Annotated in this window: 17 protein-coding genes; 8 read left to right on the top strand and 9 right to left on the bottom strand. The window is 57.6% G+C overall.

Annotation, left to right across the window (positions count from 1 at the left end; translation table 11 throughout):
• Positions 1-229 precede the first annotated feature (229 nt).
• The 4 genes from C6Y32_RS03435 to C6Y32_RS03420 form a co-directional block, all read right to left on the bottom strand.
• On the bottom strand, positions 230-2326 hold the full coding sequence (locus C6Y32_RS03435; RefSeq protein ID WP_105203772.1) for an LTA synthase family protein: 2097 nt from the start codon (positions 2324-2326) through the stop codon (positions 230-232).
• Between the two features lie 324 nt (positions 2327-2650).
• Complete coding sequence (gene tsf / locus C6Y32_RS03430) at positions 2651-3559, bottom strand: translation elongation factor Ts (protein ID WP_105203771.1); 909 nt, start codon at positions 3557-3559, stop codon at positions 2651-2653.
• Between the two features lie 92 nt (positions 3560-3651).
• Positions 3652-4374, bottom strand: coding sequence for a 30S ribosomal protein S2 (rpsB, locus tag C6Y32_RS03425; protein ID WP_105203770.1), 723 nt, complete (start codon positions 4372-4374; stop codon positions 3652-3654).
• A gap of 180 nt (positions 4375-4554) precedes the next feature.
• Complete coding sequence (locus C6Y32_RS03420; protein WP_105203769.1) at positions 4555-4845, bottom strand: YlmC/YmxH family sporulation protein; 291 nt, start codon at positions 4843-4845, stop codon at positions 4555-4557.
• A gap of 255 nt (positions 4846-5100) precedes the next feature.
• Between C6Y32_RS03420 and sdaAB the strand changes: the two genes are divergently transcribed.
• Complete coding sequence (gene sdaAB, locus C6Y32_RS03415; protein ID WP_105203768.1) at positions 5101-5775, top strand: L-serine ammonia-lyase, iron-sulfur-dependent subunit beta; 675 nt, start codon at positions 5101-5103, stop codon at positions 5773-5775.
• Between the two features lie 22 nt (positions 5776-5797).
• Entirely contained in the window at positions 5798-6670 is an 873-nt protein-coding gene (gene sdaAA / locus C6Y32_RS03410) for an L-serine ammonia-lyase, iron-sulfur-dependent, subunit alpha (RefSeq protein ID WP_105203767.1), read from the top strand.
• Positions 6671-6812: 142 nt separating this feature from the next.
• Here sdaAA and C6Y32_RS03405 read toward each other — a convergent pair whose 3' ends face one another.
• The gene (locus C6Y32_RS03405) at positions 6813-7277 is read right to left on the bottom strand and encodes a TetR-like C-terminal domain-containing protein (protein WP_306418962.1); all 465 of its coding nucleotides are present in this window, start codon (positions 7275-7277) and stop codon (positions 6813-6815) included.
• 193 nt (positions 7278-7470) lie between these two features.
• On the opposite strand from C6Y32_RS03405, the gene C6Y32_RS03400 reads away from it, so the two are divergent.
• The 3 genes from C6Y32_RS03400 to C6Y32_RS03390 all read left to right on the top strand — a co-directional run bounded on the left by C6Y32_RS03400 (position 7471) and on the right by C6Y32_RS03390 (position 9013).
• On the top strand, positions 7471-7701 hold the full coding sequence (locus tag C6Y32_RS03400; RefSeq protein WP_105203765.1) for a hypothetical protein: 231 nt from the start codon (positions 7471-7473) through the stop codon (positions 7699-7701).
• Complete coding sequence (locus tag C6Y32_RS03395) at positions 7698-8069, top strand: hypothetical protein (RefSeq protein WP_105203764.1); 372 nt, start codon at positions 7698-7700, stop codon at positions 8067-8069. The genes C6Y32_RS03400 and C6Y32_RS03395 overlap by 4 nt, the downstream gene beginning before the upstream one ends.
• 146 nt (positions 8070-8215) lie before the next feature.
• Positions 8216-9013 carry a hypothetical protein gene (locus C6Y32_RS03390; protein WP_164998119.1) on the top strand — a complete coding sequence of 266 codons (798 nt, stop codon included), beginning with the start codon at positions 8216-8218 and terminating at the stop codon, positions 9011-9013.
• A gap of 89 nt (positions 9014-9102) precedes the next feature.
• Here C6Y32_RS03390 and C6Y32_RS03385 read toward each other — a convergent pair whose 3' ends face one another.
• Entirely contained in the window at positions 9103-9618 is a 516-nt protein-coding gene (locus C6Y32_RS03385; protein WP_105203762.1) for a hypothetical protein, read from the bottom strand.
• A gap of 161 nt (positions 9619-9779) precedes the next feature.
• On the opposite strand from C6Y32_RS03385, the gene C6Y32_RS03380 reads away from it, so the two are divergent.
• The 3 genes from C6Y32_RS03380 to C6Y32_RS03365 all read left to right on the top strand — a co-directional run bounded on the left by C6Y32_RS03380 (position 9780) and on the right by C6Y32_RS03365 (position 11219).
• The gene (locus C6Y32_RS03380; RefSeq protein WP_105203761.1) at positions 9780-10121 is read left to right on the top strand and encodes a helix-turn-helix domain-containing protein; all 342 of its coding nucleotides are present in this window, start codon (positions 9780-9782) and stop codon (positions 10119-10121) included.
• Between the two features lie 565 nt (positions 10122-10686).
• The gene (locus C6Y32_RS03370; RefSeq protein WP_105203759.1) at positions 10687-11007 is read left to right on the top strand and encodes a phosphotransferase; all 321 of its coding nucleotides are present in this window, start codon (positions 10687-10689) and stop codon (positions 11005-11007) included.
• Between the two features lie 26 nt (positions 11008-11033).
• Complete coding sequence (locus C6Y32_RS03365) at positions 11034-11219, top strand: hypothetical protein (protein WP_105203758.1); 186 nt, start codon at positions 11034-11036, stop codon at positions 11217-11219.
• Positions 11220-11501: 282 nt separating this feature from the next.
• Here the strand turns inward: C6Y32_RS03365 and C6Y32_RS03360 are convergent, their stop codons facing one another.
• From C6Y32_RS03360 to C6Y32_RS15255, 3 genes are all read right to left on the bottom strand, one after another.
• Positions 11502-13844, bottom strand: a complete 2343-nt coding sequence (locus tag C6Y32_RS03360) for an endonuclease MutS2 (protein WP_164998118.1) — start codon at positions 13842-13844, stop codon at positions 11502-11504.
• Between the two features lie 181 nt (positions 13845-14025).
• Entirely contained in the window at positions 14026-14760 is a 735-nt protein-coding gene (gene recO, locus C6Y32_RS03355) for a DNA repair protein RecO (protein ID WP_164998117.1), read from the bottom strand.
• Positions 14741-14890, bottom strand: coding sequence for a hypothetical protein (locus C6Y32_RS15255; RefSeq protein WP_164998116.1), 150 nt, complete (start codon positions 14888-14890; stop codon positions 14741-14743). The genes recO and C6Y32_RS15255 overlap by 20 nt, the downstream gene beginning before the upstream one ends.
• Positions 14891-14934: the final 44 nt, after the last annotated feature.

Raw genomic sequence — 14934 nt, 5'->3', positions numbered from 1 at the left:
TCCACCCCTGATGCTCTTTATTGCCATACTGGTATCTCAAAACAGGACCGCGTTTCAGCCAGACTCTTCATTCCTTCACTAGATAGTTAGTATACCATATGAAAATAGTTTACAAAAGGGTTACACGGCCATTACATTTCACAAATTTTTACCATTTACACAGAATTTTTACACAAAAAGACAGCTACCCAAATAAAAGGCAGCTGTTTTTTTGTTATTAATGCTCTTTTCATGCGGCGGCAGCGGTATTTTCTGAGCTGGTCTGCTGCGTGTCGGGAGACGTTGGGCCGGCATCGCTGCTCTGTGTGGAACTGCTACCCAAGTCGGCCGGCGGATCCTCTTTCTTGACTTTTAAGGCAAATACGCCTTTGAGCTTGTTTTTGGGGTCAAAGAGATTGTTATACTGCAGAATGCTGTACTCGTCCAGCAGCGGATTGTCGGTGCCCGGATCGCCCACGGCGTAGTACTGACCATTTTTGTCGATGATGCCGGTGGAGTCGATGACCGGGAACTCTTTGTACAGGTTTAGGAGGAACTTGTTGTAGGCCGGCAATTTGAGGCCCGCAGTTTTGAGCAGCAGACTGGAGAGGTAGTTGGTGCTGATGCGCGCGATCTCCTGCTCCTCGATATCGTAATTGGCCCAGATCACAAAAGGCACCTCGTAGAGCTTTTGGGTCTCCTCGATGGTGAGGTCGTCTAAGCTCTTACCCATGAGCTTTTCAAAAAATTTGGTCTGCAGTTTGGGCTGGTGATCGCCGAACATCAGGATGATCGTCGGCTCCTCCTGCTGGCTGAAGTAATTGACCAGTTCCTGGAAGGCGGTGTCCGACTCCTTGATGAGCGAGAGGTACTGCTCAGCGTCGTCGTAGGTGCCTTCTGGTTTGGTGATGTGCACGGTGGGCTCGTAATCGCTGTAGTTATAGCCGCCGTGATTTTGCATGGTCACGTTAAACACGAACATCTTTTCGCCGGGCATACGGCTCTCGTACAGGTCGATGATCTTGCGGTAGCTCTCGCGGTCGCTGATATAGTCGCGGATCTTCTCGGGCGGGGTCTCCTGCTTTTCGAAGTCGTAGATGCTGTAGAAGCGATCGAAGCCCAGCAGCGGGTAGACGTTCTCGCGGTTCCACCCCTCGGGGTAATAGGGGTGGATGGCTGAGGTGGTGTAGCCCTGCTCTTTTAAGATAGAGGCCAGCGAGTCGGTGGGCTCTTCTATGTACTGCTGATAGGGGTACACGCCGGGCGAGAGATGCGACATGCTGTTGCCGGTGATGAACTCGAACTCGGTGTTGCAGGTGCCGGCACCTTTGACCGGCACATAGAGCGTGCCTTTGACGGTGTTTTCTTTTAAGCCGCGCACAAAAGGCATGTAATCCTGATCGGTCTGCAGGTCACCTACCACCCCCAGATCGGAGAAGGTCTCGTTCATGATAGCGATGACGTTGGGGCTCTTTTTGCTGGCTTTGGCCGTATCGGATTTATAGTCGCCGTTTTTGATGATCTGCTGGGCCTTTTCAGCTGAGTACTCCTCTGGCTCTTTGATGGAGATGTACTTTAGATTCATGGCAAAATAGGTGACTACACCGTTGCGCTGGTACTGCTTGGCCGGCTGCCACAGCGTAAAGCTGAGACCCATCCAGTCCATGAGCGGGGTGGCGTAAAAAAGCAGTGCAAAGAGCGGCGCCGCCAGCGCCAGCGCGGCGCGGTGCCAGAGCTTTTCGCGCACCTTGACTTGGCACAGCTTGATCGCGAGGATGATGACAAACGCCAGCACCAGCACGGCCAGCACCAAAAGATCGGTGACTTTATAGCTGTAGCCGCCGGCCACATCCATGGCGATGCCCAGCACCAGCAAGTCGCCGGGCAGCACCGGGGTGCCGCGGAAAGTGAGCACCGCCTGATAGGCGGCGCCCAGAATGAAAGCCAGCGCATTGACGGTGATAACGGTGACCCGCATGCGGTTCGACAGTGCATAGACCAGGAGGTGGAGCACTAAAAACCACAGGTAGTTGAGCACGATCGCGCCGGGCTTTATCTCGAAGGGATTGTTGTCGTTAAAGATCTCGATGATGCAGAACGCGGCCAGTGGGGACAAAAACAGACAGCTGTGCACCACGTGCTTTTGCAGCTTTTCGCCGATGTTCCAGTCGAAAGTGAGCGCCAGCCCGATGAGCACGGCAAAGATAAAGCAGGCAATGTAGTGCATGCGCCGCAGGTTGCCGTTCTCGTTAACGAAAACGTTGCCGAGCAGCAGCAGGCCCGCCAGCAGTGCAGCGGTGATGGGCAGCGCGTACAGGCTGCGTTTTTTATTGAAACGAAAACTCATAGAGAAGACTCCTATTGTCGAATAAATACACCGATATCTTCTCAATTTTACACAAAACGGCGCAAGAATTCTATAAGAATCGGTAAAATTTAAGAGTTTTGTAATTTTACGTTGAGGCAGAGGTGATTTTTTGGTGATAAATCATTAAAAACCAGGTAAAATTTTACCGTCTTTCTCTACTTTCCCATCGATCAAATTGTGAACAAACTGTAAAAACAGGCCTTTTTTCGCTGATTTTTTATCGGATCGTGCAAAAAAGTGCAGGCCGCTCTCTACGCAGAGAGCGGCCTGCACCTAAGATCGCCACAAGACGAGACGACTGATCTATTTTACCATTTTGGCAACTTCGGCGGCCAGATCGTCCTGACGCTTCTCGATGCCTTCGCCTTTTTCAAAGCGGACGAACTTGACGATCTCGATCTTGCCACCCAGCTCTTTGGCGGTGTTCTGGGTGTATTTGGCGACCGTCAGATCCTGATCTTTGACGAAGGGCTGCTCTAACAGGCAGACCTCTTTAAAGAACTTGTTGATGCGGCCCATGACCATCTTCTCGGCGATGTTGGCGGGCTTGCCCTCATTGAGAGCCTGTACTTTGAGGATCTCTTTTTCTTTCTCGACCTGCTCGGCGGGGACCTCTTCCTTGCGCACGAAGGTGGGGTTGGCCGCGGCGATCTGCATGGCGACATCTTTGCCGTAGGCGGCAAACTCGGGCTTGCCGGCCAGATCGGTGTCGAACAGCACCATGACGCCGTGGGTGCCGCCGCCGTGGATGTAGGTGACGACATCGCCCTCGAAGCGGGCAAAACGGCGGATGATAAGATTTTCGCCGATGGTGAGGATCTTCTCGCGGAGCATCTCCTCGACGGTCATGTCGCTGTCGACGGCCTTCTCGGCCATCAGGGCAGCCACGTCGGCGGGGTTTTTCTGAGCCACGGTCTTGGCGCAGGTGTCGACAAAGGCCTGGAACTCGGCGTTTTTGGCCACGAAATCGGTCTCGCTGTTGACCTCGATGACGACGCCCACTTTGTTCACGTCGTCCACATAGGCGTACACCAGGCCGTCGGCGGCGATGCGGCCGGACTTTTTGGCGGCGGCGGCCAGGCCTTTTTCACGCAGCAGCTCGATGGCTTTGTCCATGTCGCCCTCGGCCTCGGTGAGGGCCTTCTTGCAGTCCATCATGCCGCAGCCGGTCTTTTCGCGCAGCTCTTTTACGTCTTTGGCGGTAAATGCCATTTTTGGTTCCTCCTAAATCTAGTCTATCCAAGCAGTGCCCGTGCAAACTGTACTGCGCGGGCACTCTGCTTATTATTTAAAATTGAGTAAGCTTATGCCTCGGCTTCTTCGGCGGCAGCGTCTTCTACCTGCTCGCCCTGACGGCCCTCGAGGTAGGCGTTGGCCATAGCGCCGGAGATGAGTTTGACCGCGCGGATGGCGTCGTCGTTGCCGGGGATGACATAGTCGATGTCGTCGGGGTCGCAGTTGGTGTCGACGATGGCCACGATGGGAATGTGCAGCTTCTTGGCCTCGGACACGGCGATCTTCTCTTTTCTGGGATCGACAATGAACAGGGCGCCGGGCAGACGCTCCATGGTCTTGACACCGCCCAGGAATTTCTCGAGGCGCTCGATTTCGAGGTTCAGTTTGATGACCTCTTTTTTGGGCAGCAGATCAAAGGTGCCGTCCTCTTTCATATTATTGAGCTGATACAGGCGGTCGATGCGCTTGCGGATGGTGCGGAAGTTGGTGAGCATACCGCCCAGCCAACGGGCGTTGACATAGTGCACGCCAGCTCTGGTGGCCTCGTCGCGGATGGATTCCTGCGCCTGTTTTTTGGTGCCGACGAACAGCACGCTGTCGCCCTGCTCGGCTACCGAGCGGACGAAGTTATAGGCCTCATCCAGTTTTTTGACCGTCTTTTGCAGGTCGATGATGTAGATGCCGTTTCTCTCGGTGAAGATGTAGGGAGCCATTTTGGGGTTCCATCTTCTGGTCTGGTGGCCAAAGTGCACGCCGGCCTCGAGTAGCTGTTTCATGGATACTGCTGCCATAGAATTTTTCCTCCTAGGTTTTTCCGCCGCTGTATTTCCTCCACAGCGAAGACCCTGCTGTTGCGGGCACCTTCTGTGGCTGTACAGCGTGTGTTTTATTTTTGCCTGACCTGGCAAGTTTGCCATAAATCAGAACAGTACTTTGGTAGTATAGCATGTGTACCGGTAAAATGCAACGGGTCAACTGAAAAATTTGTCCAGCATCCCGCTCTTTTTTTTGCGCAGCTGGGGCTGCTCTGTATAGTGTACCAGCACCGTGTCGCGGCCGATCTTCTGAATGTCGCCCCACTTGATGATGATGTCTGGTGTGCGGCCCAAAAGGCCGAAAAATTTGAGCCGGCCAAACAAGATCAGGGCGGTTATCTGGGCGGTGTCGCCGTCGAACTCCAGGTCGCACACCTCTCCCAGTTTGACGCCGTCGGATATACTGATGACGTCTTTGTTTTTCAAGTCGTAAAAACTGCTGATCATCGGATAGATCTCCCTCCCCTATTGGCGGTATCTTGTCCCGCTGTTTTGGCAAAAAGCACGCCGCTTTTACAATGTATGCGCCCCGCCCGATATGTAGGCCCTTTTTAGTTGACTTTCGCCCGGTCATTTTGGATAATATAAGGTACAGGTACGGGAAAATACGGTTTTGGCGGCGCACAGATCCGGCTCGGCGGCAAAAAAAAGAGCCGGCGAGCGGCCTGAGCGCGGCAAGACGTTGCAAAAAGGAGTATTGTCATGGACAGTTCCAGCACCAGCCTCTTTGATATTTTGGGGCCCATCATGATCGGGCCCTCGAGCTCGCACACGGCGGGGGCGCTGCGCATTGGGCGCGCGGCCGGCATGCTGTGTACGGCACCGGTGGTAAAGGCGGTATTCAGGCTGCACGGCTCGTTTGCCAGCACCTATAAGGGGCACGGCTCGGACCGGGCGCTGGCCGCCGGCGTGTTGGGCATGCAGACGGACGACCCGGACATAAAAAACGCCCTGGAGATCTGCCGGCAGCGGGGCATAGAGGTAAAATTTACCGAGGCCGACCTGGGCGAGGTACACCCCAATACCGTACAGGTGGAGTTGACCGACGCCGGCGGTATACGCCACGTGCTGACCGGGTGCTCGGTGGGGGGGGGCGCGGTGCGCATTATCGGCATCGACGGCTTTGACACCGGCATAACCGGCGAGTACCCGACCATTGTGACCAAGCACCACGATAAAGTGGGCGTGATCAAAAATGTGGTGTCGTGCATTTCGGACGCGGAGGTCAATATCGTGACCATCAACCTGGCGCGCAGCCAGAAGGGCAAGCTGGCCACCGCCATTATTGAGACCGATACGCTGGTGGATGGCGACGTGGTGGAGAAGATCGGGCAGCTAGAGCACATGGTCGACGTGCTGACCATGGACAAGTTTTAAAGCCTTTAAGGGAGGATACAGCGTGTTTAGATACGGTCATGAGCTGGCGGCGCACTGCGCGCAGACCGGCAAGACGATAGCTGAGGTAGCCATAGAAGAGGAGATGCAAAACAGCGAGTGCAGCCGCGAGCTGGTGTTTGCCAAATTGGCCCGGCGGCGGGCGGTGATGGAAAAGGCCTGCCGCGCCACGCTAAAGCAGCCGGTGCCTTCGGTGAGCGGACTGACCGGGGGCGACGCCAGTTTGCTAAATAGTTTTTTGCAGCAGGGCGCACCGCTGCTGGGCGGCCCCACTGCCAAGGCGGTGGCGTATGCGCTGTCGTGCTTTGAGGTGAACACCTCGATGGGAGCCATTGTGGCCTGCCCTACCGCCGGGTCGTGCGGGATCGTGCCGGGGGCGCTGTTTGCAGTGGCCGAACAGCTCGGCGCCAGCGACGAGCAGCTGCTAAAGGCCTTTGCCGCGGCCAGCTACGTGGGGATGATCATTGCCCGCAACGCCACGGTATCGGGCGCTGAAGGCGGCTGCCAGGCCGAGTGCGGCTCGGCCGCGGCCATGGCGGCGGCGGCGCTGGTCGAGCTGCGCGGCGGCGACGCCGAGAAGTGCCTGTCGGCGGCGGCCATCGCCATCAAGAACGTGATGGGGCTGGTGTGCGACCCGGTGGCCGGACTGGTGGAGATCCCCTGCGCCAAGCGCAACGCCTCGGGCGTGGTGAACGCGATCTTGTGCAGCGACCTGTCGATGGCGGGCATTAAGAGCCAGATACCGTTTGACGAGGTGGTGAGCGCCATGCGCAAGGTGGGCAGACTGCTGCCCGAGTCGCTGCGGGAGACCGCCAAGGGAGGCGTGGCCACCACCCCGACCGGCCTGCGGATGAAAAAGCAGGTGTTTGGCGAGTAGGCCGGCACACCCGGCAGCATTTTAAGCCTTATGTTACAAAAAAAGAGAGCGGACACAGCTGAAGTTGTGTCCGCTCTCTTTTTTGGGCGGGCGCCTGCAGTGCCGAAAACAGCCGGGGCGGCATAAAACAGGCCGCCCACCGCTACTTGGGACCGTACTCGGCCCGCAGGATCTCGGCCATTTGCTGCGGGGTCTCGCGGCAGCCGTTTTGCAGCCACTTTTTGATGATGGCGTTGAGGCCGTGCCGAAAAAACTCGATATGGTAATCGATATAGCGGTCGCCGTAGTAGGCGGCTGCCTGGCGGGTATCGTACTCGGCGACCCCGAGCGCGCCGGTGCTGCCCGGGTGCTCGAGCTTAAAATACGTCTGGTAAAAAAGCTGATTTTGATAGATGTGACAAAAGAGCTTGTAAAAGTCGTTGCTGTTATACTTTTGCTCCCGCTCATCTTGATACAGCTCGGCCACCTGCCGCTCCAGTTCTTTTTGCACGGCGTCGGCCAGATCGAAGATATCGAGATAGCTGGCGTAAAAAGTGGTGCGGTTGACACCGGCGATCTGACAGACGGCGGTGACGGTGATCTTATCGAGCTCGGTGTGCTGCAGCAACTGTATAAAGGCGGCCTGTATTTTTTGTATCGAGGCGCGTTTGCGCCGGTTGTTGGGCGTATTCAGGGCGGTCTCCCCCCTTTTTATTATCGCTACAGATGTGGGCGATCTGATGATTGTACCGGTACTTTTTCTACATTATACTGGATATAGACGATCTGGACAAGTGTTGTGATAATAGGAGGAGACGGCGATGTCAAAACTGAGAGAGGTCAACCGGCCGATAGAAGACGCGGTGGTAGGCGGCTACCGCAAGATCGAAAAAAAGGTGGTGGACAGCTACCGCAAGATCGAGGACCGCTTTATCGACGCCTTTTTGGCACAGGATGGTGAGAGCACCCAACAGGCGCGGGCGCGTGTTGTACAGCAGCGAGAAGAGCGGCAGTGCCAGCAGGACCGGCGGGCCGGGAGGAGAGAGAGATGAAAAAGATCGATCTGGTGACGATGCTGATGGGTGCGGTCGGTGGGATCGCCTTCTCTTTGGGCATGTGCATGTGTACCGTTACCCAGTGGGACACCTTTGGACCGGGCGTGATCACCGGGGCGGCAGGGCTGCTATTTTTAGTGGCTGCACTGGCTGTGCACCGCCGCGGACACGGCAAGCGCTGGCCGGCAATAAGCGGCCGAGCGGTGGGCACGGTGGCCCTGGGCGCAGCAGGCGCGCTGACATTGGGACTCGGCATGTGCATGAGCATGGTGTGGAGCGGACTTTTGGTACCCGGTATTGCCGTGGGGATATTGGGTATCGCGATGCTGCTGTGCCTGGTGCCGCTGTGCCACAGCCGCCACTAGAGAAAAGCCCCAAACGGCCGCTGTGGACCCGCATACTGTACCCCCACTGGTGGGTCTTGCTGCTGTTGTCGCCGATCGCTGTGATGGGACCGGTCGCCGCTTTGACGGCGCGCCACCCACCCACGGCAGCTGCGCCGGCCCTGTATATGCCGACCTTTTACGTGGCGGCGGCCACGGCGGCGCGGGCCTACCGGCTGCTGCGGGGCGCCGGGCGGTGGCTGGGCGGCAGGCCGCTGGTACGCCGCTACCGGACCGAGCACGGCTTTCGGATGCGGGTGACGCTTTACCTGTCGCTGGGCGCGAACACAGTATACGCGCTGTACAAGCTGGCAGCCGGCCACCAGTACCGGGCCTGGTGGCTGGGAGCTGAAGCCCTCTACTATCTGCTTTTGAGTACGGCGCGCTTTTTGCTGCTGCACCACCTGCGGGGGGCTCACCGAGACCCGGCTGCCGATCACCGCAAATATCGCTTTTGCGGGTATTTACTGCTGGTGCTGACTGCCGCCGTCATGGGGGTCGCCGCCGGTGTTCTATACGGCGGCAAGGTGATCACCTACCCCGGCCACCTCATCTATGCCGCAGCCGGTTATACCTTCTACAGCTTTGGGGCGGCGATCGCCGGCTCTGTGCGCAGCCGCCGGTTGAGCGACCCCATTTATGCGGCCAGCCGGGCTATTGCTATGGCGGCGGCGCTGGTGTCGGTATTTTGGCTACAGGCGGCGATGCTGCACAAGTTTGGCGGCAGTGCCCGCTGGCAGCGGCAGATGAACCTGGGTACTGGGGCGGCGGTACTTTTGCTGGTGGCGGCGATGGCCGTATACATGATCGCGCACGGGCAGCGGGCGCTAAAAGCGCTGCCCAGAGCAGAACACAGCGCCGACAAAACCGACCGGCGCACGGCACAGTGCGGACAGACCCGCTTGAGACACAATAAGAGCCTGTAGAGAAGATGCTCTCTACAGGCTCTTATCTTTAGGGGGCAGTGCCGACAGCATCGGCGGTAAGCGACACTGGCCCGGGCACCAGCTCGCGTTTAGAGCTGATCTTTTTTGTTTTCGAGCTCGCTTTTATACGCGGGGCCCATCGTGCGCTGCAGGATCTCCCCGAAACTGTCGCTGTATTCCTGCTGTGTGATATCGTCGACAAAATATTCGATATCCAGGCGCATGCGGATACATTTGTCGTCGCCTAAGTAAAAGGCTATCGAGCTGGCCTTGCTGGTGATCTCGTTTATCAGGGCCATCTCCTCGCTGTCGGTGAATTCAAAGGCCGGGAGGGTGACCTGGATGGAGGCACTGCCCGGCCCCTCGCTTATCACGCCTTTTACCTGTCCTCCACCTTGCTTGGCCATCTCGTCACACTTGGCGAGCAGCTGCTCATAGGTCTGTCTCCCCTCTTCACTGACATGCTTAGGGATGGCGTCTATATACGCGGCCATCTCTTTGAAGAAACCTTTTTGGGTGAGCTGCCCAAAGAATTCGGAGCCGCCGCTCCGGAGGACCTCCGCCTCATCCACCCGATAATCCCGCTCAAAAAACTGCTTTTCCATCTCATTACTCCTTTCGGTATACTTGTTCTCATATAGCATACCATATTTGTGCACAAATTTCATCCCATTAGTGATAATTTTATTCCCAATGGTTTATTTATCATCTTACCCTCCGCACATATACTAGTAGTACCAGAGTATTACTGACAGTGGGGGTGGCAATGAATAAGCCTTTAAATCTATCATCGATCGGCAAACAGATAAGAAAATACCGCGTACAAAAAGGCTGGAGACAGGATGATCTGGCGGAAAAAGCGGATCTGAGCCACAATTATATCAGTTTGATCGAGCGCGGCGTAAAGTTGCCGGCGCTGGATACTTTTATTCGGATAGCCAACGCGCTGGAAGTCACGGCAGATATGCTGCTCGCGGACGTTCTGGAGGAACACCATGTGAAAAACCTGGTGCTTTATGATGAGTTTGAGACATTACCAGATCATGTTAAAAGCCAGATATTTGAGGTAGTGACTGCCCTGATCGAACACGCGCAAAAAAACAGTTAAGTGATATCTAGCAGCGGGACCCAGCGCCCGTTTTTGCTGTGCCGCCACCCGGGGCGATCGGGGGGCGGACCTGAATAGCTAGAGCGGTATACCGGGCTCTGTGGGAAAACCTGCAGGGCCCGCTTTTTATAGGTAGAAAGGAAGTGGCGGCGCATGCAACAGCGCGCGCCGATAAGACCTTTGGTGCGGGCCTTTATCCGCGAGCCATCTTTGCTGGAATTGTTGGGATAATCGCACAACACCGTATACTGACACGCACACAGGGCATTTGGGCACACCCGTTTATTTTGCACCTGACTGCCACCAGCTACCAAAGCAGGTCCAAGCTGCTGAGCGAGATGGACGTTTTGCTGTACCTTGCTCAGGCGGGGAGCCCCTGCCGCCACACCGATCCGCCCGCTGTGGGGCGAGCTGGTCACAGCCGGACAGCAGGAGGCCCAGGCGGTATTGGCGGCCGCTTTTACAATTGCGGCCGGCCGGGTGAACAGAACAGAGCGCCCTAACGACCGCGCCAACAGTTTGGAGATCGGCACGCTGTCGAGACAGTACCGGCCAGGAAGCGGATATTCCAGGCAGCGCACATTTTTGCAGGGGCAACACCTGGCTAAGTCAGCAGCAGGCAGCAGAGAACAGCAGCGGGCAGCAGAGGGCGGCAGAGAAATTTGGCCGCTGCGGCCGGCAGCCGGCACGCGCCTATCAGGACTTTTTGTTACAGCTGGCAGCGCTGGCAAGAAACGACACCAATTTGGGCCTGACCCACGGGGACTACCTGCTTTCAAATATGAACATAACGGCTGGCGACCCAGTGACGGTATACGACTTTGATGAGTGTGCATACGGCTGGTCGCTCTTGGACATAGCCGTTTACCTGTACTACTCTACCTGATCGGCGGCGAACCCTGAAGGAGCAGTATGCAGAGCCGGGGCCCCAACGATCTGCACACCGATCTCTGTGCGGGTACCGGCGCGAAAAGCAGCTTCCCATCGGCGGAACTTGACCAGCTGGACCTGTTTTTTACTCTGCGCGACTTACCCGCTGCCGTCGATTATTGGCTATTAGAGGGCGAGACGAACAGTCGCCGTGGGACCGCGATCTAAAGATCGCCGCCACCCGGAGCGTACTGAGCACTGTATCAAAAGCCGTTTTTTGACAGCAGGCCTCTGAAGGTCCAGCTGGCTGAAGAACAGCCGAGTGGCAGATGACGCTTTTAGCCGGCGCCGCAGGGCATGAGTCCATGCGCTTACCGACCCGGCTGTTTGGACGGGCCCGCCGGAAGCAGCGGACTGTGGATCTGCCTGCTATCGCCCCCTATAAAGCAGATAACAGAACGCGATAAATATGCCACCTGTCGGCTGACAGGTGGCATATTTTTAGTGTGATCATTGAATGGTGACGATGGTGACGCCCGCCTCGCCTTCACCAAAGGTGCCCAGGCGATAGCCGGCCACATTTTTGTGGTGGCGCAGGTACTCGTGGATGCCTTTGCGCAGGGCACCGGTACCTTTGCCGTGGATGATGCTCAGCTGGGTGAGGCCGGAGAGCAGCCCCTGATCGATAAAGCTGTCGATCTCCATGGTGGCCTCCTCTACGTTCATACCGCGCACATCGATCTCCATCTCGACTTTGGCACTGGCTTTGCTGCGCGGGCCGCGGTAGCTCTGGCTCTTTTTCTTTTTGGGCGTCTCGAGCAGGCGCAGCCGGTCGAGGGTGACGGTGGTCTTCATGGCGCCGGCCTGCACCTCGGCTTTTTTGCCGGTGACGCGCAGTACCTCGGCCGGGGCGTTCATACCTTTGATGGTGACGGTGTCGCCGGGGCGCAGCGGCCGGGGCAGCTGGTAGTGATCGTCGGACTCTATCGGTTTGCCGGCGATGTCGTAGAGCTTATCCACCCGGTTGCGCACCGCACCGGGGGTGAGGGACGCATCTTTTTTGCGGTGGCGCTCTTTGATCTCGGCGATGACCTGCTCGCTCTCGCGCTTGACCTTGTCGATGACGGTGCTGGCGTAGTAGTGGGCGCGCTCGGTCTCGTCTTTTGCCTGGCGCAGGCGGCGGTCGATCTCCTTTTTGCTCTCCTCCTGCTGGCGCCTGGCCTTTCGGGCGTAGTGCTCGGCCAGCTCGGTCTGGTGGACCAGCTCGGCGCGCTTTTGCTCGAGGCTCTCGATGACGTCCTCGAATTTGAGGTCGTCGGACTGGACATAGCCCTTGGCCGTATCGATGATCATGCGGTTGATGCCCAGTTTACCGGCGATGGCAAAGGCGTTGGAGCGGCCGGGCACACCGGTGATGAGCCGGTAGGTGGGGCGCAGGCTCTCGACATCGAACTCGCAGCTGGCGTTTTCGACCCCGCCCTCTTTGAGGGCGTACATCTTGAGCTCGGCGTAGTGGGTGGAGGCGGCCGTTTTGCAGCCCACCGAGCGCAGGTGCTCCAGTATGGCGATGGCCAGCGCCGCGCCTTCGGTGGGGTCGGTGCCGGCGCCCAGCTCATCGAGCAGCACCAGCGACCCCCTGCCGGCGTATTTTAGGATATCGACGATGTTGACCAGGTGGGAGGAGAAGGTGGAGAGAGACTGCTCGATGCTCTGCTCGTCGCCGATGTCGGCAAAGATGCCGCTGAAATAGCCCATCCGGCTGCCCTGAGCGGCGGGGATGAGCAGCCCCGCTTTGGCCATGAGGGCAAAGAGGCCCAGCGTTTTGAGACACACTGTTTTGCCGCCGGTGTTGGGGCCGGTGATGACCAGAGTATCGTACTGCTGACCCAGCGAGATATCGACCGGTACCACCACCTCTTTGGCGATGAGCGGGTGGCGGGCCCGGCGCAGCTCGATCTGCAGGTCGTCGCCCAGCAGGGGCTTGGTGCAGTCGTACAGGCGGGCCAGGCGGGCCTTGGCCATGAGCAGGTCGATCTGGCAGAGCAGATCGTAATCGTAGAGGATATCCTGCCGCACGCCCACCACGAAATCGGTGAGCTCGGCCAGGATGCGCTCGATCTCCTGCTGCTCTTTGACTTTGCCTATGCGCACCTCGTTGTTGAGCTCGACTACGGCCATGGGCTCGACGAAAAGGGTGGCCCCGCTTTGGGAGGTATCGTGTACCAGGCCCGGCAGTGAGCCCTTATACTCCTGCTTGACCGGCAACACGAAACGGCCGTCGCGCATGGTGACGATGCTCTCTTGCAGGTATTTTTGCTGGGTGCTGGAGTGGATGATGGCGTCGAGCTTTTCGCGGGCACGGTTTTGCGCCCGCAGAATGGCCCGGCGGATGGAGAACAGCTCGTCGCTGGCGGTGTCAGCCAGTTCCTCCTCATTCTCGATGGCGCTGTCGATACGGCGGTAGATCTCGCTGTGGAACACCAGCTGATCGAAATAGGGATCGAGTACGCCGGTGGTCCCCTCACAGTTTCGGTACCAGCTGAGCGCGTCGCGGCAGCCGGCCATGAGTCTGGCCACGTTGAGCAGCTCGCGGATGGAGAGCACGCCGCCTTTTTGCGCGCGTGTGAGCGGCTGGGTCACGTCGTGAATGTGGCCGATCCCCGGCTCGGAGTATCGCAAAAACAGCGTGTACATCTCGTCGGTGCGGTCGAGGGAGGCCACGGCGTCGGCGTAGCTCTGGCTGAGCAGCTCCTGGGGGTCGAGCTGGGTATTTTTTTCGCAGAAGGTGCGCTTTTGCAGGGTATGTACGATCTTATCGAATTCCAGCAATTTAAAGTGTTTTTGGATGTCCATACTGCTCCTCATGCCCGTTTTTTCGGGTCTAAATGGGTATGCGGCCCGAAAAAACGGGCCGTCGCGGCAGTTATTATTATGTGATCGACAGGCGGCGGACCGATCGGGCGCCGCCCGGCATACAGGCTATGTAGAAAAGCTTTCGCGACAAGTGGGCTCTGGCGGCGTTTGCCGCCGGCGGTCACAGCAGACCTTTATAAAAGTCCAGCGCCTTGAAGCGGCCGTCGGTCTGATAGATGAGGTACTGCTCGGCCAGTTTTTCGAGGGTGGCGAGCGTAGTGGCATCTACCCGGAAGTTGAAGAGGCGGGAGAAATCGCTGTAGATGATGTGGCGCATGGCGGCCAGCAGCCCCGACCCCAGCAGCGTATAGTGGCTGTCGTCGACGGGGAGGTGGCATTCGCGGCAGATGAGGTCGCCGCTCTGGGGGCTAAAGTACATGCCCTGATCGACAAACTGGCCGCAGCGCGCGCAACCCACCAGGTCGGGCATGTAGCCGCTCATGGACAAGAGCCGCAGCTCGAAGAGCGGCTTGAGGTAAGAGATATCGCGTTTGCCGTTGTCTAAAAAATAGAGCGTGTTGAGCACCAGCTTCAGGTGGCCGCGCAGGTCGGTCTCGTCGGGCGCCAGTTTGCGCACCAGCTCTAAAAAATACATGGCCAGCGACAGCTTGACCACGTCTTGGCGGAGATTCCAAAACTGGACCTCGATACGGGCGTCGTCGACGGTGTACATGCTTTTGCCCTGATAGAGAGAAAAGCTGGAATACGCCAAAAGGCTGGTGGAGCTCACCAGCCTGCTGCGCACCCGCATGGCCCCTTTACAGGAGGCCGACACGAGACCGAGACCGTCGGTCAGGATGTGGACGATCTTGTCCGCCTCGCCGACTTTCACCTCTTTAACTACGATCCCTTTCACTGAATAGATGCCGCTCAATGGCCTGTACCTCTGCTGTGTGTGCCTGCTGGCAGTAGGCCAGATAGTCGCCCACCGCGCCGGTGTGCGCAAATCTGTCCCACAGCTGCAGCTCTAAGGGCTCCTGTTTCATCCGCCGCGCCTCCTTTTTGTATAAGATCGCTTTGATCTTACTGT

Origin of the sequence: Neobittarella massiliensis (ex Bilen et al. 2018) (genome assembly GCF_900289145.1) — a bacterium.
Taxonomy (GTDB): domain Bacteria; phylum Bacillota; class Clostridia; order Oscillospirales; family Ruminococcaceae; genus Neobittarella; species Neobittarella massiliensis.
Note: the sequence above shows the minus strand (reverse complement) of the source record. Positions and strands in the feature narration are given on the sequence as shown.

Coding starts and splice junctions, on each gene's coding strand:
- C6Y32_RS03400 (WP_105203765.1), top strand. CDS start 7,471: ATGTCAAAACTGAGAGAGGTCAACCGGCCGATAGAAGACGCGGTGGTA.
- C6Y32_RS03360 (WP_164998118.1), bottom strand. CDS start 13,844: ATGGACATCCAAAAACACTTTAAATTGCTGGAATTCGATAAGATCGTA.
- C6Y32_RS03385 (WP_105203762.1), bottom strand. CDS start 9,618: ATGGAAAAGCAGTTTTTTGAGCGGGATTATCGGGTGGATGAGGCGGAG.
- C6Y32_RS03420 (WP_105203769.1), bottom strand. CDS start 4,845: ATGATCAGCAGTTTTTACGACTTGAAAAACAAAGACGTCATCAGTATA.
- C6Y32_RS03390 (WP_164998119.1), top strand. CDS start 8,216: ATGCCGACCTTTTACGTGGCGGCGGCCACGGCGGCGCGGGCCTACCGG.
- C6Y32_RS03395 (WP_105203764.1), top strand. CDS start 7,698: ATGAAAAAGATCGATCTGGTGACGATGCTGATGGGTGCGGTCGGTGGG.
- C6Y32_RS03435 (WP_105203772.1), bottom strand. CDS start 2,326: ATGAGTTTTCGTTTCAATAAAAAACGCAGCCTGTACGCGCTGCCCATC.
- rpsB (WP_105203770.1), bottom strand. CDS start 4,374: ATGGCAGCAGTATCCATGAAACAGCTACTCGAGGCCGGCGTGCACTTT.
- sdaAB (WP_105203768.1), top strand. CDS start 5,101: ATGGACAGTTCCAGCACCAGCCTCTTTGATATTTTGGGGCCCATCATG.
- tsf (WP_105203771.1), bottom strand. CDS start 3,559: ATGGCATTTACCGCCAAAGACGTAAAAGAGCTGCGCGAAAAGACCGGC.
- C6Y32_RS03365 (WP_105203758.1), top strand. CDS start 11,034: ATGCAGAGCCGGGGCCCCAACGATCTGCACACCGATCTCTGTGCGGGT.
- C6Y32_RS03380 (WP_105203761.1), top strand. CDS start 9,780: ATGAATAAGCCTTTAAATCTATCATCGATCGGCAAACAGATAAGAAAA.
- C6Y32_RS15255 (WP_164998116.1), bottom strand. CDS start 14,890: ATGAAACAGGAGCCCTTAGAGCTGCAGCTGTGGGACAGATTTGCGCAC.